The 19634-nt window shown below is 66.2% G+C and carries 18 protein-coding genes; 9 read left to right on the top strand and 9 right to left on the bottom strand.

Annotated elements, in window-relative coordinates; genetic code table 11:
• Nucleotides 1-113: 113 nt before the first annotated feature.
• Both DC347_RS11650 and DC347_RS11645 read left to right on the top strand, forming a co-directional pair.
• Nucleotides 114-719: a TetR/AcrR family transcriptional regulator gene (locus DC347_RS11650; RefSeq protein WP_165838026.1), complete on the top strand. Its 606-nt coding sequence runs from the start codon at nt 114-116 to the stop codon at nt 717-719.
• Between the two features lie 85 nt (nt 720-804).
• Nucleotides 805-981 carry a CsbD family protein gene (locus DC347_RS11645; protein ID WP_018760781.1) on the top strand — a complete coding sequence of 59 codons (177 nt, stop codon included), beginning with the start codon at nt 805-807 and terminating at the stop codon, nt 979-981.
• An 82-nt stretch (nt 982-1063) separates the two neighbouring features.
• Here the strand turns inward: DC347_RS11645 and DC347_RS11640 are convergent, their stop codons facing one another.
• Nucleotides 1064-1738, bottom strand: coding sequence for a DUF1345 domain-containing protein (locus DC347_RS11640; protein ID WP_109045546.1), 675 nt, complete (start codon nt 1736-1738; stop codon nt 1064-1066).
• Nucleotides 1739-1904: 166 nt separating this feature from the next.
• Between DC347_RS11640 and DC347_RS11635 the strand changes: the two genes are divergently transcribed.
• Both DC347_RS11635 and DC347_RS11630 read left to right on the top strand, forming a co-directional pair.
• A complete protein-coding gene (locus DC347_RS11635) occupies nt 1905-2876 on the top strand; it encodes a helix-turn-helix domain-containing protein (RefSeq protein ID WP_109045545.1) in 972 nt (323 codons plus the stop codon).
• Between the two features lie 128 nt (nt 2877-3004).
• A complete protein-coding gene (locus DC347_RS11630; protein ID WP_109045544.1) occupies nt 3005-3634 on the top strand; it encodes an AmiS/UreI family transporter in 630 nt (209 codons plus the stop codon).
• On the opposite strand, the gene DC347_RS11625 is transcribed toward DC347_RS11630, so the two are convergent.
• The 8 genes from DC347_RS11625 to glyA form a co-directional block, all read right to left on the bottom strand.
• Entirely contained in the window at nt 3627-5102 is a 1476-nt protein-coding gene (locus DC347_RS11625) for an APC family permease (protein ID WP_109045543.1), read from the bottom strand. The genes DC347_RS11630 and DC347_RS11625 overlap by 8 nt on opposite strands.
• 305 nt (nt 5103-5407) lie before the next feature.
• Nucleotides 5408-6304, bottom strand: coding sequence for a formyltetrahydrofolate deformylase (gene purU, locus DC347_RS11620; protein ID WP_109045542.1), 897 nt, complete (start codon nt 6302-6304; stop codon nt 5408-5410).
• Nucleotides 6305-6307: 3 nt separating this feature from the next.
• Nucleotides 6308-7738, bottom strand: a complete 1431-nt coding sequence (locus DC347_RS11615; protein WP_109045541.1) for an L-serine ammonia-lyase — start codon at nt 7736-7738, stop codon at nt 6308-6310.
• Nucleotides 7738-8382: a sarcosine oxidase subunit gamma gene (locus DC347_RS11610; protein WP_109045540.1), complete on the bottom strand. Its 645-nt coding sequence runs from the start codon at nt 8380-8382 to the stop codon at nt 7738-7740. Before DC347_RS11610 ends, DC347_RS11615 begins: the two co-directional genes overlap by 1 nt.
• On the bottom strand, nt 8375-11329 hold the full coding sequence (locus DC347_RS11605) for a sarcosine oxidase subunit alpha family protein (RefSeq protein WP_109045539.1): 2955 nt from the start codon (nt 11327-11329) through the stop codon (nt 8375-8377). The genes DC347_RS11610 and DC347_RS11605 overlap by 8 nt, the downstream gene beginning before the upstream one ends.
• Nucleotides 11326-11739 (bottom strand): sarcosine oxidase subunit delta, encoded by a 414-nt coding sequence (locus DC347_RS11600; RefSeq protein ID WP_109045538.1) that lies wholly within the window; start codon nt 11737-11739, stop codon nt 11326-11328. The genes DC347_RS11605 and DC347_RS11600 overlap by 4 nt, the downstream gene beginning before the upstream one ends.
• A 29-nt stretch (nt 11740-11768) precedes the next feature.
• On the bottom strand, nt 11769-12989 hold the full coding sequence (locus DC347_RS11595; protein WP_018760771.1) for a sarcosine oxidase subunit beta family protein: 1221 nt from the start codon (nt 12987-12989) through the stop codon (nt 11769-11771).
• On the bottom strand, nt 12986-14341 hold the full coding sequence (glyA, locus tag DC347_RS11590) for a serine hydroxymethyltransferase (protein ID WP_109045537.1): 1356 nt from the start codon (nt 14339-14341) through the stop codon (nt 12986-12988). Before glyA ends, DC347_RS11595 begins: the two co-directional genes overlap by 4 nt.
• A 134-nt stretch (nt 14342-14475) precedes the next feature.
• Between glyA and DC347_RS11585 the strand changes: the two genes are divergently transcribed.
• The 5 genes from DC347_RS11585 to DC347_RS11565 all read left to right on the top strand — a co-directional run bounded on the left by DC347_RS11585 (nt 14476) and on the right by DC347_RS11565 (nt 19630).
• Nucleotides 14476-15135 carry a GntR family transcriptional regulator gene (locus DC347_RS11585; protein ID WP_109045536.1) on the top strand — a complete coding sequence of 220 codons (660 nt, stop codon included), beginning with the start codon at nt 14476-14478 and terminating at the stop codon, nt 15133-15135.
• Between the two features lie 196 nt (nt 15136-15331).
• The gene (locus tag DC347_RS11580) at nt 15332-16375 is read left to right on the top strand and encodes a LacI family DNA-binding transcriptional regulator (protein WP_109045535.1); all 1044 of its coding nucleotides are present in this window, start codon (nt 15332-15334) and stop codon (nt 16373-16375) included.
• Between the two features lie 54 nt (nt 16376-16429).
• A complete protein-coding gene (locus DC347_RS11575; protein WP_109045534.1) occupies nt 16430-17734 on the top strand; it encodes an extracellular solute-binding protein in 1305 nt (434 codons plus the stop codon).
• Nucleotides 17735-17745: 11 nt separating this feature from the next.
• Entirely contained in the window at nt 17746-18708 is a 963-nt protein-coding gene (locus tag DC347_RS11570) for a carbohydrate ABC transporter permease (RefSeq protein WP_109045533.1), read from the top strand.
• A gap of 106 nt (nt 18709-18814) precedes the next feature.
• Nucleotides 18815-19630 (top strand): carbohydrate ABC transporter permease, encoded by an 816-nt coding sequence (locus tag DC347_RS11565; protein WP_109045749.1) that lies wholly within the window; start codon nt 18815-18817, stop codon nt 19628-19630.
• Nucleotides 19631-19634: the final 4 nt, after the last annotated feature.

Here is a 19634-nt window from a genome sequence, read left to right as displayed (position 1 = left end):
TTCGTCCGGGCCGTCGCCGGCCATTGGGTTTATTTTCTATAGTTGTAGAGAATAAACGTCCGTAACATGGCTCACAAGAGGTTGGGCAAAGAAATTTCCGGGGAGTGGCCGCCGTGCCGAAGATTGTTGACCATGACGAGCGCCGCCTGGAACTCGTGGATGCCACGTGGCGGATCATCGCCCGGCAGGGGCTTGAAAGTGCCACCATGCGCGAGATTGCCATGGAGGCCGGCTTCGCCAACGGCGCCCTGAAGCCATACTTCCCCACGAAGGACACGCTGCTTGAGTTCGCCTTCAGCCATGTGTTCAACCGGACCAATCAACGCATCGCCCAGGTGACGGCAGGCAAGGCCGGATTGGAGGCGCTGCGGTCCTTTTGCCTGGAGGTCCTCCCCCTCGATGAAGAGCGCATCAATGAAGCGCGCGTGGTCATCCCGTTCTGGCAGAAGGCCGTCAGCGATCCACGGAAGGCTGACATCCACCGCGAATCCATGGCCGAATGGCTGGCCACCATCCGCCGCTACCTCGGAGAGGCACGGAACAGCGGGGACGTCAACGCCGGCGTCGCCGACTCCGTCCTTGCCGGCCAGCTGCTGAACATGCTGCTGGGAGCCCAGGTCGAGGCCGCCCTTGCGCCGGAGGGCCAAGTGGAGTTCGGCCACGCCGCGCAGCTGGAAGGCTACCTCGCCCTGCTTGGCAAAATTCCAGGCAGCAAATGAGCCCTAAACTCGAAAGTATGCTTACTATTGACTGGTCAGGTTCTGGTGCAGACCGGAGCGAGCACGAATTGTTAGGAGCATCTCCATGGGTTTGGACGACAAGATCGGCAACGCTGCAGAGAAGCTTGGCGGCAAGGGCAAGGAAGCTGCCGGCAGCGCCACGGGCGATGAGAGCCTGAAGGCTGAGGGCCAGGGCGACCAGGCAAAAGCCGACCTCAAGCAGGCCGGCGAAAAAGTCAAGGATGCCTTCAAGAAGGATTAATTGACGCCTCCCACAATGGGTGCAGCTCCCGCAGGGGCTGCACCCATTGGCGTTAACGGAGCCAACCCGCTCACGCGGGCGTTTAGTGGATGAGGCCGGACACCAGGTTGATGGTGGTGGCCAGGACGATGGCCCCCAGCAGGTAGGACAGCAGGGCTTGCCGGAGGACCGTGGAGCGGATGGCGTTGGTCTTCAGGTCCGTATCCGATACCTGGAAGGTCATGCCAACGGTGAACGCCAGGTACGCGAAGTCCGCATAGCGGGGCTGGGTTTCCTCATTGAAATCGACGCCGGTCCCGTCGCGGTAGTAGATGGCCGCGTAGCGGAGCGTGAACAGGGTGTGGACCAGGAACCACGACAGGGCAATGCTGCCCAGGGCCATGGCCACCGTGGCATCCTTGCTCATGCCCTGCGAGTTGGAGGCATCCAGCAGGATCAGGGCCACTCCGGCAAAGCTGGCCACCGTGGCACTGAGGACCATCGTGTCCGAAAAGACCCGGCCCGGATCCTCCCGGCGGGCATGGGCGGCGGTTGCGCCGGGCCCCAGGTGCCGGATCACACTCCAGACCCAGACCAGGTACGTGGCCGAGGCGGCCGCCCAGCCGAGGGCGGGCGCATAGGTCCAGTGCCCCAGCGCACCCACGGCAAGTGCCACCACCACGCCTACAGCGAGCATCACCACCATCCGCAGCCGGGAATGATGCGCGGGGGAATTGAAGTTGCGGTGGCGGTCCTGCGAAGCGGCGACGGCGTTCATGCGCGGATCATGCCACGGGAAGCTTGGAAACGCCTGACAGGCAGCCGAGCCATTCTTTTTTCGCCAACCGTTGAAAAAAGATTCGGCCCGCGCTAGCCTGAACGTACTGTGTCGCAGGACACAGCCCGGGGGGACATCAGGTGGCCATCTGTCGCAAGGAACATCCATGCCAGCAACAGCTACAGCCGGAAAAGTTACCCGGCCCGAACGCCAGCACGTTACCGCGAGCGTTGCGGCATCCTTCGACCACTGGCGGCACCTGGTGGCGGAATCCTTCGTGCCCCTCACCGCACAGACAGCTGACGTGGACGGGTTCCAGGGCCGGATGCGCTCCCGGGTGCTGGACCGGATGTCCGTTGTTGAAGTGACCGCCACCTCGCACGAAGTGCACCGCACCCCCGCCCTGATCGCACAGGCCCACGAACGCTATTTCAAGCTCAACCTGCAACTGGAGGGCACCGGGCTGCTGATCCAGGACAACCGCGAAGCCGTGCTCCAGCCCGGCGACCTGGCCATTTACGACACCAACCGGCCGTACACCCTCGCCTTCGAGGACACGACCCGCATCATGGTGCTGATGTTCCCCTGCGACGCCGTGTCCCTGCCCACCGACTATGTGGGACAGTTGGCGGCAGTGCGGATGGGCAGCGGAGGCCTGAGCGGACTCGTGGGTCAGTTCATCCGCCAGTTGTCGGAAAACCTGGACGTCCTGAACGGCCCCAGCGGGTCCCGGCTGGCAACGAATGCCCTGGACCTGGTGTCCACCATGCTGCATGCCGAAATGGATATTAAGCCGGACCGGATGAAGCCGCAGGCGCTGCTGGCCGTCTCGGTCCGCGAGTACATCGAGGCGCACCTCTCGGACCCGCTGTTGTCCCCGGCGAGCATTGCAGCAGCACATTTCATCTCCACCAGGCACCTGCATAACGTCTTTCACGAGTCCGGGACCACGGTGGCCAGCTGGATCCGGACCCAACGGCTTGAGGGCGCCCGCCGCGAACTCCGCGACCCGCTGAACGCGGGGCAGTCCGTCGGCACGATTGCCGGCCGCTGGGGTTTCCTGGACGCAGCCCACTTCAGCCGCACCTTCCGCGACGCCTTCGGCGTCTCACCCAGCGAGTGGCGCAAAAGCGCCTAGGCCGCACCCGGCCGTCCCCACCAATTACGACCAGGGCCCGTTGGGCACCGCCCCTCCGCTTCCGCTAACGTCCGTCAGGTGACAAAGAAGTTCCGCCTTGCGTTAGTTTTCCGGGAAGAGGGCCGCTGATGCCTTTCATTTGCCTCCTGCTCTCCGGTGCCGCGCTGCTGGCCAACGGGCTGGCGACCCTCGGGCACGTTCCCCGCCGCGACGCCGCGGCCCTCAACCTGCTGGTGGGCGGCACCCAACTGGTGCTCGCCGTCGTCTATGTCTCTGCCGCCGGGGACGCTCCGGCGCCGCTCCTCACGGCCGCCGGCATGTTCCTGTTCGGAGCGACCTATCTGTACTCGGGGCTGGACGTGTTGCTGGGGCTCGGGTCACGCGGCCTGGGCTGGTTTTGCGGGTTGGTGGCGTTCTGCGGCATGCTGCTGGCCACCGCTTGGCTGGGCGCGGATCCGCTGCTCGCGGTGCTGTGGGTGTGCTGGTCCGTGCTGTGGGCCCTGCTGTTCGCCTGCCTGGCCCTGGGCGCGGTGCGGCTTGAACGTTTCACGGGCTGGGCCTTGGTGCTGGCTGCTCCGGCGTCGGCCACAATTCCGGCGCTCCTTGGCCTGGCAGGGCTCTGGCCCGCTTCTCCGGCCGCAGCGTGGGGTGGCGCGCTGATCGGGGCCATCCTGATCGTCGCGGCACGCGCACTGGCCCGGCGCGAACCAAAGGTTCCACGCCGGGCCAGTGCCGGAGATCCCGCGCCAGCTAGGTAAGCACGTGGCCCGGGGAAGCTGAATGGTGGCGCCGCTCGATGACCCATTCCACCAGCACCCCGGACAGGAAGACCGCCGGGACCGCTGCGAGCAGGGCCGTGGCCGTCTCGGCATTGCCGCCAATGAGGGCGGTGAAATTGCTGACCACCAGGTAGAGGACCCATGCCAGCAGGACTGCCGCCAGGGCCGGGGCAATCCGGGTCTGCCACAGCCCGGCGCCGGCATGTTCCCGTCGGAAGAACGCGACGACGGCGGCTGAGCAGAGCATGTACAGCACCAGGAGAGCTGCCACAGCAAGGCCGCTGAACCATGAGAACAGGGTCAGCACAGGGTCCATCGCCAGGATGGCGAACGGCACCACCAGGACGACGGCGGTGGCGGACTGGATCCAGGCGGCAACGGCAGGAGCCCGGTGCCGGTTGGTCCGGGCAAGGACGGCGGGCATGGAACCGCGCAGGGCCAGGGAGTGGAGGTAGCGGTTGATGCCGTTGTGGAAGGCGATGATGCCGGCGAGCAACGAGGTGACCAGCAGGATGCCGGCCACGATGCCCGCCCAGGGGCCGAACAGTTCCTTCAGCGGACCCAGCACGAAGGACGTCGCATCCCCCGACTCGAGGGCGGCGCCCGCGGCGTCCATGACGCTTGAGGGCCCGTAGTAGCTCACCAGCATCCAGGAGATGAAGGCGAAGAACACCGAGATCACCCCTACCGAGAGGTAAGTAGCCCTGGCGACGGTGCGGTGCGGGTCCTTGGCCTCGGCGGAGTAGATGGCGGTGGACTCGAAGCCGAACATGGACGCCACCGCGAACATGATGGCAACGCCGGGGGCACCTGCGCCTATCGCTTCGGGGGAAAAGGACGCCGCAACGCTGATGCCTTCCGGGCCGCCGCCGTGGAACAGTACGGTGAAGCCGAACATCAGCAGGATGGCCACCTCCAGGCCCACCAGCACTGCCAGGACGCGGGCGCCGATTTCGATGTTGAGGGAGCCCAGTACCTGGACTCCCGCCATGGTGGCCAGGGCCAGCAGCCACCAGGGAATGTCCAGGCCGGTCGAGGCCAGGAGCCCGGAGAAGGCCGCACCGTACAGCCCGTACATGGCGGCCTGAACGGTGCTGTAGGCCAGCAGGGCCAGCCAGGCCGCCCCGGCTCCGGTCCGCCTGCCAAAGGCTGCCGTCACGTAGGCGTAGAAGGCGCCGTTCGCTTGGATCTTGCGGCTCATGGCAACGAAGCCGACGGCGAAAACCACGATGACTATGCCCACGATCAGGTACGCGCCGGGGGCACCGGCGCCGTTGCCCAGGGCCGCCGCCAGCGGCGCCGCGCCCACGATCCCCGTCAGGGGCGCCTGGGCGGACAGGACGAAGAACAGGATGCCGAGCACGCCGATGCTGCCGGCGCGGAGGGCGGTGGAATGCTCCTTGGCCGGAGCGTCAGCGGTCCGGGTCTCGGAATTCGAAATACTCATTGGATCCTTCTTAACGGTCATGAGCTCGGGAAAATTGCTGTGGAATCCAGCTTGGCAGCGGCAGGGATTTCCGCTTTGTCCACCAGCGATCAGTTGTTGTCGGTCCGCGCAGCGCCGGTCCGGGCATCCTCCCGCCGCTGAATTTCCCCACCTTTCCGCCCGCATCACTCGCAGCCGGCGGCGTGTGGCGGGGACACGCCGTCGGGCGAGCCCAAACATGGGGAGAATCAGCCGGGCACAATAAAGCGCGGCCGGCCTCCCCTGGAAGGAAGCCGGCCACGCCGTCGTAATTCAGTTATCTGGGGTTACCGCAGCACCACGGTGCGGTTGCCCTGCAGCAGGACCCTGCCCTCGCAGTGCCATTTCACCGCGTTGGAGAGGGCCTTGCATTCGGTGTCGCGGCCGGCGGCCACCAGGTCCTCTGGCCCGTAGGTGTGGTCCACCTCCACCACCTGCTGGGCGATGATGGGTCCTTCGTCCAGTTCAGCGTTGACGTAGTGGGCTGTGGCGCCCACGGTCTTGACGCCACGCGCGTAGGCCTGGTGGTACGGCTTGGCGCCCTTGAAGCTGGGCAGGAATGAGTGGTGGATGTTGATGGCCCGGCAGTCCAGCTTGCGGGTCAGGTCGTCGCTGAGCACCTGCATGTACCGGGCCAGCACCACCAGTTCCACCTCCAGCCCGTCAACCAGGTCCATCAGCTGCGCCTCGGCCTCGGGCTTGGTGTCAGCCGTGACCGGGATGTGGTGGAACGGGATGCCGTGCCACTCGACCAACGCCTGGTGGTCACGGTGGTTGGACACCACGGCCACCACGTCAACGGGAAGTTCGCCGATCCGGGCACGGAACAGCAGGTCGTTGAGGCAGTGTCCGAACTTGGACACCATGATCAGCACCCTGCGCTTTGAACCGTGGCGTTCCAGCTGCCACCGCATGCCGAATTTGTCCGCCACGGGAGCAAACGAGTCCCGCAGGACTTCCACGGTGGAATCGTCGCCCTCGGAAACGAAGTGCACCCGCATGAAGAAGTGGCCTTCGGAGCGTTCACCGAACTGCTTGTTGTCAATGATGTCGCAGCCGTGTTCCAGCAGGAAGCCGGAGACGGCGTGCACGATGCCGGGGCCCTCGGCGCAGTCGAGGGTCAGGACGTGCTCCACGGTGGTGGGCGCCTTCGGGGCGGGCATCCGGGTCTCAGTAACAGTCATGGCTCAGCACTCGATCACATTCACGGCGAGGCCTCCTCGGGAGGTTTCCTTGTACTTGGTTTTCATGTCGGCTCCGGTGTCGCGCATGGTCTTGATGGCCTTGTCCAGCGAGACCTTGTGGCTGCCGTCCCCATGGAGGGCCAGCCGGGCTGCGTTGATCGCCTTTACGCTGGCGATCGCGTTCCGCTCGATGCAGGGGATCTGCACCAGGCCGCCCACGGGATCGCAGGTCAAGCCCAAGTTGTGCTCGATCCCCACCTCCGCGGCGTTTTCCACCTGCGCCGGTGTCCCGCCGAGCACTTCGCAGAGCCCGGCCGCGGCCATGGAGCAGGCGGAGCCCACCTCACCCTGGCAGCCCACTTCGGCGCCGGAGATGGACGCATTTGTCTTGAAAAGGATTCCGACGGCGGCCGCCGCCAGCAGGAAGCGGACCACGCCGTCGTCGTCTGCTCCCGGAACAAATTTCACGTAGTAGTGCAGGACGGCCGGCACGATCCCGGCCGCGCCGTTGGTGGGAGCCGTGACGATCCGCCCGCCGGCGGCGTTCTCCTCGTTCACGGCGAGTGCGAACAGGTTGACCCATTCCATGGCCAGCAGCGGGTCCGCCGGTGCCTGGACGGGCGACGGCGTTGCTGCCGCCGCCTGGGCGGAGGCCTCCGCCGATGCCGCAGCGGACGCCGTCAGGGTGCGGAACAGCGCCGGTGCGCGCCGGGGTACCTTCAGGCCGCCCGGCAGGATGCCCTCGGCGTTGCAGCCGTTCTCCACGCATTCGCGCATCACGGCCCAGAGCCCGAGCAGCTTCTCCCGGAGTTCTGCCTCGCTGTGCCAGGTGAGTTCGTTGGCCAGCATGACATCGGAAATGGACATGCCCTCGCGGCTGCAGATCTGCAGGAGCTCGTCCGCCGTGGCGAACGGGTAAGGCAGGACGGTGTCGTCCGCCACCACCTTGTCGGCCCCTTCGGCGTCGCCGTCCACCACGAAGCCGCCGCCAATGGAGTAGTAGCTGCGTTCGCTGAGCACGGCGCCGGTGTGGTCGAGGGCGCGGAAGGTCATGCCGTTGGGGTGCGCGGGAAGGGACTTGCGGCGGTGCAGCACCACGTCCTCTTCCCAGTTGAAGTCCACCCGGTGGCTGCCGGCGATGTGCAGCTCGGCGTTCAAGGCCGCTGCTGCCACTTGGTCGTCAGCGGTGAACGTGTTCACGGTTTCGGGCTCCAGGCCCTGCAGGCCCAGGACCACCGCCTTGTCGGAGCCGTGGCCGCGGCCCGTGGCGCCCAGGGAACCGAACAGTTCCGACTGGACACGCACGGTGGAGGCCAACTGGCCGTCGCCCTTCAGGCCGTCGGCGAAGAGCTTGGCAGCCCGCATCGGGCCCACCGTGTGTGAGGACGAGGGCCCGATGCCAACGGAGAACAGGTCAAGGACGCTGAGCGCCATCAGGGTACCTCGGGTGAGGCGTACTCCCGCATGGCGTCCAGGAGCCACCGGCCCAGGAACTCGGCGAACGATGCCCGGGGGAAGATCCGGAAGGAGTCCTCCCCGGTCTTCCAGAGGATCGCTGGGATGTTCGCGATTTCGGTGGAGAAGGCGGTACCGGCCTTGAACACCCGGGGGTGCAGGTCCAGCGAGCAGCCTTTTTCCAGGACGGCGCGGGCCCGGGGGCCCACCAGTTCGAACGTGGTGCGGTTGGCGGACAGGTCCACCACCTGGCCTGCGTCGTTGCCCAGCGCTTCGCGGAGGGCCGGGATCAGGTCCCCGCCAAGGGATTCGTGCGCCTCGGTGGGTGCCACCACCAGGAACTCGGAGGGCCCCAGCCACAGGACAGAGGTGTCCCCGGTGGTTGCCACAGCACCGGAGGCGGCGGGCAGTCCGCCGGTGGCGGCGGCCAGCCGCTGCGCCGTTTCCGAGCCGGCGTCTGCCCGCAGCCCCACCATGGTCAGGAAGGGGAGCTCGGACAGTTCGACGGTGCCGGCCAGGGAGCCTGCGGTGAAGGCTTCCGCCAGCTGGCGTGCCGGGCTGACGCGTGCCGAGAGGTTCTGCTCTGCGGAGCTCTGGGTGGGGGATGCTGCTGTTTCAGCCATCTTTACGGGTCCCTTCTGGGTCAAAAAGCACTGTTTCCGCAACAACCACGTCCACCAGCTGGTCGCCGGCGGCGGCCACCAGTGTTTCGCCGATGCGGTTGCGGCCGTTCTTGATCAGGGCCAGGCCGAAGGACCTGCCCAGCGCTGCGCTGTGGTAGCTGGAGGTGACGAAGCCTTCCATCGGAACCGGCCCGTAGGCCGGGTTGGTGGAGCGTCCCTTTTCCACCAGCTGGGTCCCTTCAGGCAGCCGGAGCGTTCCGTCGACGGGAAGGACGCTGACCAGGTGCTTGCGGTCCTCGCGGCTGGAATCGGCGCGGGAGTACGACCGCTTGCCAATGAAGTCCTTGGCCTTGGAAACGATCCACTCCATGCCGGCGTCCTGCGGGGTGACGGTGCCGTCCGTGTCCTGGCCGACGATCGGGTAGCCCTTTTCGGCGCGCAGCACGTGCATGGTTTCGGTGCCGTACGGGGTGATGTTGAACTCGGCTCCGGCGGCGGCCACGGCTTCCCAGGTGTTCAGCCCGTACCAGGCCGGGATGTTGATCTCGTAGGCCAGTTCGCCGGAGAACGAGATCCGGCAGATCCGGGCGCGGACGCCGGAGGCCAGGGTGGTTTCGCGGAAGGTCATGAACGGGAACGCCTCGGCGTCCAGGCCGCCGTTGGCAGCCAGTTCCGGTGCGACCCTGGCGATGACTTCACGGGACTTGGGGCCGACGACGGCGATGGTGCTCCACTGTTCCGTCACCGAGGTGCACTTGACGTCCAGTTCCGGCCACTCTGTCTGCAGCCACTCTTCCAGCCAGTCCAGGACCTTCGCGGCGCCGCCGGTGGTGGTGGTCATGAAGTAGGTGTCGTCGTCCACGCGGAGGGTCACGCCGTCGTCGAAAATCATTCCGTCCGGCGTGCACATCACGCCGTAGCGGGCCGAGCCCGGGGCGAGTTTCTTGAACGCGTTGGTGTAGACCCGGTTCAGGAACTCCCCCGCATCCTTGCCGCGGATCTCGATCTTGCCCAGCGTGGTGGCGTCCATGAAGCCCACGGACTCGCGGACAGCGGCACATTCGCGCAGCACTGCGGCGTCCATGTCCTCCCCGTCCTGCGGGTAGTACCAGGGGCGCTTCCACTGCCCGACGTCCTCGAAGAGCGCACCCTTGGCCACATGCCAGGGGTGGATGGAGGTGATGCGGGCGGGGTCGAAGAGTTCGCCGCGCTGGCGTCCGGCCAGTGCCGCGAAGGCCACCGGGGTGAACGGTGCACGGTAGGTGGTGGTTCCGATGTCGCCGATGCCGCGGGAGGCTTCGCCGGCCGTGCGGAGGGCCGCGGCGATCACGCCGATGGCGTTGACGCCGGAGGTCTTGCCCTGGTCGTTGGCGGTGCTGATGGAGGTGTACCGCTTGATGTGCTCGACGGAACGCATGCCGGCCCCGGTGGAGCGCAGTACGTCAGCCACGGACTGGTCGCGCTGGAAGTCCACGAAGTGGTGGTGCCAGTCGTCGGGGGTGCCGTTCTCGCCCGGCACCAGCCAGAGCTGGCGGGTGGGCGCGGCGGCCTTGGGCTCACCGAACGTTGACGGTTCGACGGCGGATTCGAAGCCCGCTGCGATGGCGGCCCGCGCGCCGGCGGAGACGCCCTCGGCAAGGCAGTCGGCGGTGGCGAAGGAGCCGCGGCCGGAGCCGATGGTCTGCTGGTTGGGCACTTCGGTGCTGGGGACGAAGGCTGCCAGTCCGTCGTCCCAGCGCAGCTTGCCCTGGCGCTGGGAGTGCAGGTGGACCAGCGGGCTCCAGCCGCCGGACACAGCCAGCAGGTCGCAGGCGATCTGTTCGACGCCGGAGGTGAGCTCGCCGTCGTCGTTGATGCTGCGGACGGTGACGCCGTCCAACCGGCCGTCGGCTGCGCCTTCTCCGGAGGAGGAAGTGTTGGCCACCGCGCTGCCGATCAGCACCCGGATTCCGGATTCGACGGCGGCAGTTGCCACGGCGGTCAGCGCGGGGCGGGCGTCCACGACTGCGGCAACCTTGACCCCGGCGGCGGCGAGATCGGCTGCGGCGGCGTAGGCACTGTCGTTGGTGGTGCCGATGACCACGCGCTTTCCGGCGGCCACGCCGTACCGGTTGAGGTAGGTGCGCACGGCCGATGCCAGCATGATTCCCGGGCGGTCGTTGTTCTCGAACACCAGGGGGCGTTCGTGGGCGCCGGGTGCCAGGACCACCTGATTGGCACGGATGTGCCAAATCCGCTGCCGGGACACCCCGGGGGCGGCGGGGCTGGAGAGGTGGTCGGTGCGGTTCTGGACGGCGATCACGTAGTTGGCGTCGTAGGCGCCGAATGCGGTGGTGCGGTTCAGGACGGTGGATTCGGCGCCGGACACCAGCTCGGCTTCAACGTCCGCCACCCACTCCAGGGCGGGCTTGCCCTCGATGGTCTCGGCCAGGCCGGGCGCGGTGGAACCGGAGAGCAGGGAGCCGCCCAGTTCGGGCTGGTCATCCAGGAGCATGACGCGGGCGCCGCTGCGGACGGCCTCGCGGGCTGCGGCAAGTCCGGCGGGGCCGCCGCCGATGACCAGGATGTCGGTGTGGACGTACTTCTTGTCGTATTCGGCGCGGTCATCTTCCGGGTCCAGCTTGCCCAGGCCGTTGAGCCGGGTAGCCTGGAGCCCGTCCACCAGGGAAACGGTTGTGGCAGGCAGCATGGATTCGGCGACGTGGCCGGGGAAACGGGCCTCGATGCGGACCAGGGCGTTGGCCTCTTCCACTCCGGCGGACATGATGCCGCGGGGCCGGTCCTCATAGAGCGAATTGCCGGCGGCGATGCGGCCGTTGGCGAGCAGGGCCGAGGCCAGCGTGTCGCCGGGGTGCCCGGTGAATTCCTCGCCGTCCACGCTGAAGCGCCAGGAGATGGTGCGGTCGATGCGGCCGCCGATTGCCAGGCGGGCGTTCTGCGAGGTCACTTGGTGGCTCCTTCCGGGGCGGTGCGGGTAGTGCTGGCGGCAAGGCTGGTTGCTGAGAGGCTGGGTGCCGCGGTACCGGTGGTGGTGCTGTCGGCGGCTGTACTGGCGGTGCCTGCCTCGACGGCCGGACCAGCGGCAAGGTCCGGCCGGCGCGTACCCATCGGGTAGACCGCCTGGATGTCGTAGCTGACGGTGTCGCGGAGCATGTTGAACCATTGGCGGCAGCCCGTGCTGTGGACCCAGCGTTCGGCGAAGATGCCTTTCGGGTTCTCCCGGTAGAAGAGGTAGCGGGACCATTCGGTGTCGGTCAGCTCGTTCGGGTTCTCCGGGTAGGGCACGTGGGCCTGTCCCCCGTAGTGGAATTCGGTTTCGTCCCGCGGGCCGCAGTTGGGGCATGGGATCAGCAGCATGTGCGTAAGTCCTTTTCTGGTGGCGGCGGCTAGTGGGCCACGGCGGCGGCGCCGTGTTCGTCGATGAGCGCGCCGGTTTCGAAGCGTTCCAGCGAGAACGGCTTGTTCAGCCGGTGCGGGGTGCCGGTGGCGATGGTGTGCGCGAAGGTCATGCCGGCGGCGGGGGTTCCCTTGAACCCGCCGGTCCCCCAGCCGCAGTTCACGAACATGTTCTCCACCGGGGTCAGGCCCACGATCGGGGAAGCGTCCAGGGTGGTGTCCACGATGCCGCCCCAGGTCCGGAGCACATGGGCCCGGGCAAAGATCGGGAAGAGCTCCACGGCGGCCGCCATCTGCTGCTCGATCACGTGGAAGGAGCCGCGCTGGCCGTAGCCGTTGTAGGAGTCGACGCCGGCGCCCATGACCAGTTCGCCCTTGTGGGCCTGGGAGACGTAGACGTGGACGTGGTTGGACATGACCACCGTGGGGTGGACCGGCTCGTGCAGTTCGGACACCAGTGCCTGCAGCGGGTGGGACTGGATGGGCAGCTGGAAGCCGGCCATTTCGGCCAGGACCGAGCTGTGGCCGGCGGCGCAGAGGCCCACCTTTTCGGTGTTGATGGTGCCGCGGTTGGTCTTGACGCCCACCACCCGGTCGCCGTCCTTGAGGAAGCCGGTGACTTCGCAGTTCTGGATGATGTCCACGCCCATTTCGTCGCACTTGCGGGCAAAGGCCCAGGCCACGTGGTCGTGCTTGGCGATGCCGGCGCGCGGCTGGTATGTGGCGCCCATGACGGGGTAGCGGATGTTGTCGCGGATGTTCAGGATGGGGCAGAGTTCCTTGACCTGCTGCGGATCCAGCCATTCGGCGTCCACGCCGTTGAGCTTGTTGGCGCCCACGCGGCGGATGCTTTCGCGGACGTCGCCCAGGGTGTGTGCCAGGTTCATCACGCCGCGCTGGCTGAACAGGAAGTCGTACTCGAGTTCCTCGGGCAGGATCTCCCAGAGCTTGAGGGCGTGCTCGTAGATGGCCGCACTCTCATCCCAGAGGTAGTTGGAGCGGATGATGGTGGTATTGCGGGCCATGTTGCCGCCGGCCAGCCAGCCCTTTTCCAGGACGGCGATGTTGGTCATCCCGTGGTTCTTGGCCAGGAAGTAGGCGGTGGCCAGGCCGTGCCCGCCGCCGCCAACGATCACTGCGTCGTAGGAGGACTTGGGTTCGGGGTTCCGCCAGAGGAAGTCCGGGTGTTCCGGAAGGTGCTGGGTGCTCACTGGGCGGCTCCAATCAGGTCTGCTTCAGCGTCGGCCAGGCCGGCATCGGCGGTGAGGTGCGGGTAGAGGGGGAAGGCGTTGGCAAGGGCCGTCACCCGTTCGCGGAGTTCGACGGCGGTGTCCCCGGGGAGGGTGCCCGTGCCGTTTGTGCCAGAAGCGGCAGCCGCGATCAGCGCGGCGGCGATGATGTCGGCCACCTCGGTGAACTCGGCGGCGCCGAAGCCGCGGGCGGCCAGGGCCGGGGTACCGATCCGGAGGCCGGAGGACACCATCGGCGGGCGGGGATCGAACGGGACGGCGTTGCGGTTGACGGTGATGCCGATCGTGTGGAGGGCGTCCTCACCCTGCTGGCCGTCCAGTTCGGAGTGGCGGAGGTCCACCAGGACCAGGTGGACGTCGGTGCCGCCGTTGACCACGGAGATGCCTGCGGCCCGGACGTCGGGCTGGAGGAGCCGTTCAGCCAGGAGTTTGGCGCCCTGCAGGACGCGTTCCTGGCGTTCCTTGAATTCAGGGGCGGCGGCGAGTTTGAAGGCCACGGCCTTGGCGGCGACGACGTGCTCCAGGGGTCCGCCCTGCTGGCCGGGGAACACGGCGCTGTTGATCTTCTTGGCGTATTCCTCCTTGGCCAGGATGACGCCGCCGCGGGGTCCGCCAAGGGTCTTGTGGGTGGTGGTGGTGACCACGTCGGCGTAGGGGACGGGGTTGGGGTGCAGGCCCGCGGCCACCAGCCCGGCGAAGTGGGCCATGTCCACCATCAGGTACGCGCCCACGAGGTCTGCGATGCGGCGGAATTCGGCGAAGTCCAGCTGGCGGGAGTAGGCGGACCAGCCGGCCACGATCAGCTTGGGCTTGTGTTCCAGCGCCAGTGCTTCCACCTCTGCCATATCAATGCGGAGGTCCGATTCGCGGACGTGGTAGGGCACCACGTTGTAGAGCTTGCCGGAGAAGTTGATTTTCATGCCGTGGGTGAGGTGGCCGCCATGGGCCAGGGACAGGCCCAGGATGGTGTCGCCGGGGTTGAGCAGGGCGAACATGGCGGCGGCGTTGGCCTGCGCGCCGGAGTGCGGCTGGACGTTGGCGAATTCGGCGCCGAACAGGGCTTTGACGCGGTCGATGGCGAGCTGTTCGATGACGTCCACGTGTTCGCAGCCGCCGTAGTAGCGCTTGCCCGGGTAGCCCTCGGCGTACTTGTTGGTCAGGACCGAGCCCTGGGCTTCCATCACGGAGGCCGGAGCAAAGTTCTCCGACGCAATCATTTCCAGGGTGGACTGCTGGCGGTGCAGTTCCTTCGCAACGGCGGCGGCGACGTCGGCGTCCACCGTGGCGAGCGAGGCGTTCAGTACGTCCTGCATTGTTCTCCTTCAAAGCCCTTCGGAGTTACTGATCCATAACTGATCTGTAACTGATATATTAGAACTGACGTAATAGTATGTTGTAGATCACGCGGCAGTCAATAGCTACCTTGGGAGAGCTCGCAATGAGCGTAATGACAGAGAACCAGCTGGCCGGCGAAGGCGACCTCTCGCTTGCGGAGCAGGCCTACCGGCACCTGCGGGACCGGCTCATCATGCTCGATATCAGGCCCGGGGAAGCCATCAACGACGGCAAACTGGCCGCGGAACTCGGGATCGGCCGCACGCCGGTGCGCGAAGCGCTCAAGCGCCTGGAAGGCGACCACCTGGTGGTCTCGTACCCCCGCCGCGGAACGTTCGCCACCGTCGTCGACATCACCGAACTTGCCGACGTCTCAGAGCTCCGCGAGTCCTTGGAGCCGCTGGCCGCGCGCCGCGCCGCCAAGCTGGCTTCCCCCGCACTGCGCAAGGAAATCCGCGACACCGCCGCCGCCATCGCCACCATGGGCGGCGCCGAGGACCCCTATGACCTCATGCGCTATGACATCAAGGTGCACCGCCTGATCTACCGCGCGGCCGCCAACACCCACCTCGAAGACGTCCTGATCCGCTACGACAACCTTGCCACCCGCATTTGGTGCATGGTGCTGGAAAAGGTCCCGTCCGTGGCGGAGCACATCGCCGAGCACGTGGAACTCCTTGAGGCAGTGGCCGACGGCGATTCCGACCGGGCGGGCAAGCTCGCCTTGGAGCACGTCACCAGCTTCGAGCAGGCCATCCGCAACGTGCTGTAGTCCACCCCGCTTCGCAGGTCCCATCCCGCACCAGCGGCGGGCCACCTTTCCTCGGCGCCACCAAACAAAACCCTCATTGCAGCGCCGCCCGCGAGCTTTCTCCGCCCCGCCTCTTGACAGATAAGAGCTGAACCGGTTTAGTGAATACAACAAAACCGGTTCAGTGATTCATATCACCAGGCATTTTGAGGCAAACATGACAGTAACCATCAACGACGTTGCGCAGGCTGCCGGCGTCAGCAAGGGAGCCGTCTCGTATGCCTTGAACGGCCAGCCGGGAGTCAGCCAGGAGACCCGTGACCGGATCCTCAGGGTGGCAAAGGAACTTGGGTGGACGCCAAACCTCCGGGCCAAGGGCTTGTCGTCGTCGAAGGCGTACGCGCTGGGCCTCGTTGTCGCCAGGGATCCGTTGCTGCTGGGAACGGACCCCTTCTTTCCGGCCTTCATAGCGGGCATCGAAACCGCCCTGGCCGAGCACGAGTATGCGCTCGTCCTCAGTGTCGCCACAGCACCCGGCGCGGAGGAACGCTGCTACCGGAAACTGGTCGATAACGGCAGGGTTGACGGCTTCATCCTTACGGACGTCCGCCACGACGACTCCCGGATCGCGCTGATGCTCGAACTCAAACTTCCCGCCGTCACGCTGAACCGGCCGGACGCGGCATCGCCGTTCCCGGCGGTATCTGTCGAAGAGTCGGAAGGGATCGTGGCCGCTGTCGAGCACTTGATGGAACTTGGCCACAGCCGCATAGCCCATGTGGGCGGGGCCCAGGAATATATCCACGGCCGGAGCCGCCGCCAAGCCTGGGAGGATGCCCTGAGGGGCGCCGGCCTCCAGCCGGACCTCTTTGCCGCTGCGGACTTCACCGCTGCAGGCGGCGTCGCGGCCACCGCTGACCTGCTGCGGAGGCCCGACCGGCCCACGGCCATCGTGTACGCCAATGACCTCATGGCCACAGCCGGGCAATCCTATGCGCAGTCCATGGGCCTCAGCGTGCCGGGCGATCTTTCCATCACCGGCTACGACAATGCGGAATTCACAAAGTACCTGAATCCGCCGCTGACCACGCTTGCAACAGATCCAATGCTGTGGGGCCGGGCTTCCGCCCAGCTCATGCTGAATCAGCTTGCCGCCCCGCGCGGCGTGGAGGACATCACGCTTCCTTCACCACGGCTGATCGTCAGGGCTTCCACCGGGCCGGTCCCTGCCACCCCCACGGAACCGCTCCGCAGTTCCTGACACCACAACATCCCACTACCCCGAACCCCATTAATCCCTCCCCAAGGAGTCGCAATGAAGCGCATCAATACTGCCACGCGCCTACTGTCCGTGGCCGCCCTCACCATCATGGGCGCCGGCCTGGCCGGCTGCGGCAGCCAGGCCGGCGGAAGCTCGGACGCGTCGTCGGCCACGACGGCCAAAGGCCCCATCAAGATCTGGTACTCCAACAACGAGTTCGAGGTGAAGTGGGGCAAGGAAATGGTGGCTGCGTGGAACGCGGCGCACCCGGACCAACAGGTGGATGCCCAGGAAATCCCGGCCGGCAAGAGCTCAGAGGAAACCATTGGGGCGGCCATCACGGCCGGAAACGCTCCCTGCCTGGTGTTCAACACGGCCCCTGTAGCGGTACCGCAGTTCCAGAAGCAAGGCGGACTCGTGCCGCTGGACTCCTTCCCGGACGGCGCCCAGTACATCAAGGACCGCACGGGCGACCTGGCCGACCAGTACAAGTCTTCTGACGGCAAGACCTACCAGTTGCCGTGGAAGTCCAACCCCGTGGTGCTCTTCTACAACAAGGACCTGTTCAAGAAGGCGGGCCTGGACCCGGAGAACCCGAAGCTGGGCACGCAACAGGAGTTGCTGGACGCCTCCCGTACGCTCGTGAAATCCGGCGCCGCACAGAAAGCCATCTGGCCGTCCCCGGCCAGCGACTACTTCCAGTCCTGGTTCGACTTCTACCCGTTCTACGCGGCCAACACGCAGGGCTCGCAGCTGATCAAGGACGGCAAATCCACCTTCGACAGCGATCAGGGCAAGCAAGTGGCCGGCATGTTCCAGAGCCTTTACAAGGAAGACCTGGCCTCCAAGGAGACCTACCAGGGAGACTCCTTCGCCGAGGGCAAGTCCGCCATGGCGCTGGCCGGTCCGTGGGCCATCGCCTCCTACAAGGACAAGGTGAACTGGGGAGCGGTGCCGATTCCGGGTGCCCAGCAGCAGGACAAGTCGTACACCTTCTCCGACGCGAAGAACGTCTCGATCTATTCGGCCTGCAAGAACCAGGGCACTGCCTGGGAGGTACTGAAGTTCGCCACCAGCAAGGACGAGGACGGCAAGCTCCTCTCGGAGACCGGCCAAATGCCGATGCGGAAGGACCTGACGACCGCCTACGCAGACTTCTTCACCAAGAACCCGCTCTACAAGAACTTCGCCGACCAGGCCGGCCGCACGGTGGAGGTCCCCAACGTCACCAACTCCGTGCAGATCTGGCAGACCTTCCGCGACGCGTGGAACAAGTCGGTCATCTTCGGCAACCAGAGCATCGATGACGCGTTCAAGTCCGCCTCGGACAAGATCAACCAACTGGCTGCCACCAAGTAACGGACTGTCCCATGTCACTCCGCTCCATCAAAGGCAGCCCGGCTGCGCAGCGGGACACGACGGCGGTCCGGCCGGCGGGCGGTGCCGGGAAGCGCAAGAACTTCCTGGGCCGCCAGCCGCTGGGCCTGCTGTTCAGCGCACCCTACGTGGTGTACGTCCTCGGCGTCCTGGCCTTCCCCCTGGGCTACGCCGTCTGGATCTCCTTCCACCAGTACTTCTTCACCGCCCCCGGCGTGCAGGTGGACCGGCCGTTCGTCGGGCTGGACAACTACATCACCGTCCTTTCGGACCCTGCGGTCCAGCGCTCGTTCGTCAGTATCGGCATCTTCCTGGTCATCAACGTCCCGCTCACCGTGGGCTTGTCCCTGGTCCTCGCGAACGCACTGAACCGGGTGCAGAAATTGCGGACCTTCTTCCGGGTCAGCTACTACGTCCCGTACGTGACCGCCAGCGTCGCCGTCGTCGGCGTTTGGCTGTTCCTGTTCCAGCAAGGCGGCCTGGTCAACTCCCTCTTGGGGCCACTGGCACCCAACCCGTCGTGGCTGGTCAACAACTGGCTGGCCATGCCAACGGTGGCCCTGTATGTGACATGGAAGCAGCTGGGATTCTTCATCCTGCTCTACCTTGCGGCGCTGCAAAACATCCCCGATGAGCTGTACGAATCAGCCTCGGTGGACGGCGGGAACAAGTGGGTCCAGTTCTGGAACATCACCGTGCCGGGTGTCCGCTCGGCCTCCGTGCTGGTCACCCTGCTCGCCACCATCACGGGCGCGAACCTCTTCACCGAGCCCTACCTGCTGACCGGCGGCGGCGGACCGGACGGGGCCTCCGCGTCCCCGGTGTTCCTGATGTACCAGAAGGGGATCCTGCAGGGAAGCCCGGACGTCGCCGCCGCCCTGGGCGTCGTGCTGGTGATCGGCGTCCTGCTGATTGCCCTGATCCAGAAGCGCCTCGTCGGCGGAAAGGAGGACTGAGATGTCCCTGGCAAAGCCACTGAAGACCCCGGACGACGGCGGGGCGCGGCCCGTGCGGGTCAGGAAGACCGGCGCGGGGGCCGTGGAAACGCGGCGGCACCTTGGCATGGGCAGCTTCCTGCTCCTCGCCGTCGGCGCGTTCGTCTTCCTGTTCCCCTTCTACTACATGTTCATCGGCTCGCTGCAGACCAACCCGGACACCTCGGTGGGCGGCGCATTCCCCAACCCGGGCAACCTGACCGGGGAAAATTACACCAACATCAACGGCTCCATCAACCTGTTGCAGGGGCTGGCCAACTCAGGCATCTTCACCGGCGGGGTCATCCTCTTCACCGTCATCTTTGGCCTGCTGGTGGGTTACGCACTGGCACAGATGCAGTTCCGCGGCCGCGGCGTCGTCTTCGGAATGATGCTGCTGGTGCAGATGGTTCCGTTCCAGCTCCTGCTGATCCCGCTGTACGTGATGATCGTCCGCGACTACGGCCTGGGCGACAACTACCTGGGGATGATCCTGCCGTTCGCCATCAACTCGACGGCTGTCTTCGTCTTCCGGCAGTACTTCATGCAGCTGCCTTCCACCTTGTTCGAGGCGGCGCGGATCGACGGGGCCAGCGAACTGCGGATCCTCTGGCAGATCGCCATCCCCCTGGTCCGGCCCGCGATCGTCACCGCGGTCCTGCTGACCTTCATTGGCCCCTGGAACGAGTTCCTCTGGCCGTTCCTGGTCACCAAAGACCAGGCGTTGCAGCCGCTGGCGGTCTCACTCGCGAACTACATCTCCAATATCGCCTCCACGGCTGCAAACCCGTTCGGCGCCATTCTCGCCGGCGCGTGCGTCCTCGCGGCACCTGCCGTCGCGCTCTTCATTTTCTTCCAACGCCAATTCATTTCCACCAATATCGGATCAAGCGTAAAGGGCTAATCAC

The organism is Pseudarthrobacter sp. AG30, from assembly GCF_003116525.1.
Classification (GTDB): domain Bacteria; phylum Actinomycetota; class Actinomycetes; order Actinomycetales; family Micrococcaceae; genus Arthrobacter.
The sequence above is the reverse complement of the archived record's forward strand: the minus strand, read 5'-3'. Positions and strand labels throughout refer to the sequence as shown.

Coding starts and splice junctions, on each gene's coding strand:
- DC347_RS11635 (WP_109045545.1), top strand. CDS start 1,905: ATGCCAGCAACAGCTACAGCCGGAAAAGTTACCCGGCCCGAACGCCAG.
- purU (WP_109045542.1), bottom strand. CDS start 6,304: ATGACTGTTACTGAGACCCGGATGCCCGCCCCGAAGGCGCCCACCACC.
- DC347_RS11575 (WP_109045534.1), top strand. CDS start 16,430: ATGAAGCGCATCAATACTGCCACGCGCCTACTGTCCGTGGCCGCCCTC.
- DC347_RS11630 (WP_109045544.1), top strand. CDS start 3,005: ATGCCTTTCATTTGCCTCCTGCTCTCCGGTGCCGCGCTGCTGGCCAAC.
- DC347_RS11565 (WP_109045749.1), top strand. CDS start 18,815: ATGGGCAGCTTCCTGCTCCTCGCCGTCGGCGCGTTCGTCTTCCTGTTC.
- DC347_RS11580 (WP_109045535.1), top strand. CDS start 15,332: ATGACAGTAACCATCAACGACGTTGCGCAGGCTGCCGGCGTCAGCAAG.
- DC347_RS11640 (WP_109045546.1), bottom strand. CDS start 1,738: ATGAACGCCGTCGCCGCTTCGCAGGACCGCCACCGCAACTTCAATTCC.
- glyA (WP_109045537.1), bottom strand. CDS start 14,341: ATGCAGGACGTACTGAACGCCTCGCTCGCCACGGTGGACGCCGACGTC.
- DC347_RS11615 (WP_109045541.1), bottom strand. CDS start 7,738: ATGGCGCTCAGCGTCCTTGACCTGTTCTCCGTTGGCATCGGGCCCTCG.
- DC347_RS11610 (WP_109045540.1), bottom strand. CDS start 8,382: ATGGCTGAAACAGCAGCATCCCCCACCCAGAGCTCCGCAGAGCAGAAC.
- DC347_RS11570 (WP_109045533.1), top strand. CDS start 17,746: ATGTCACTCCGCTCCATCAAAGGCAGCCCGGCTGCGCAGCGGGACACG.
- DC347_RS11645 (WP_018760781.1), top strand. CDS start 805: ATGGGTTTGGACGACAAGATCGGCAACGCTGCAGAGAAGCTTGGCGGC.
- DC347_RS11585 (WP_109045536.1), top strand. CDS start 14,476: ATGACAGAGAACCAGCTGGCCGGCGAAGGCGACCTCTCGCTTGCGGAG.
- DC347_RS11625 (WP_109045543.1), bottom strand. CDS start 5,102: ATGAGTATTTCGAATTCCGAGACCCGGACCGCTGACGCTCCGGCCAAG.
- DC347_RS11600 (WP_109045538.1), bottom strand. CDS start 11,739: ATGCTGCTGATCCCATGCCCCAACTGCGGCCCGCGGGACGAAACCGAA.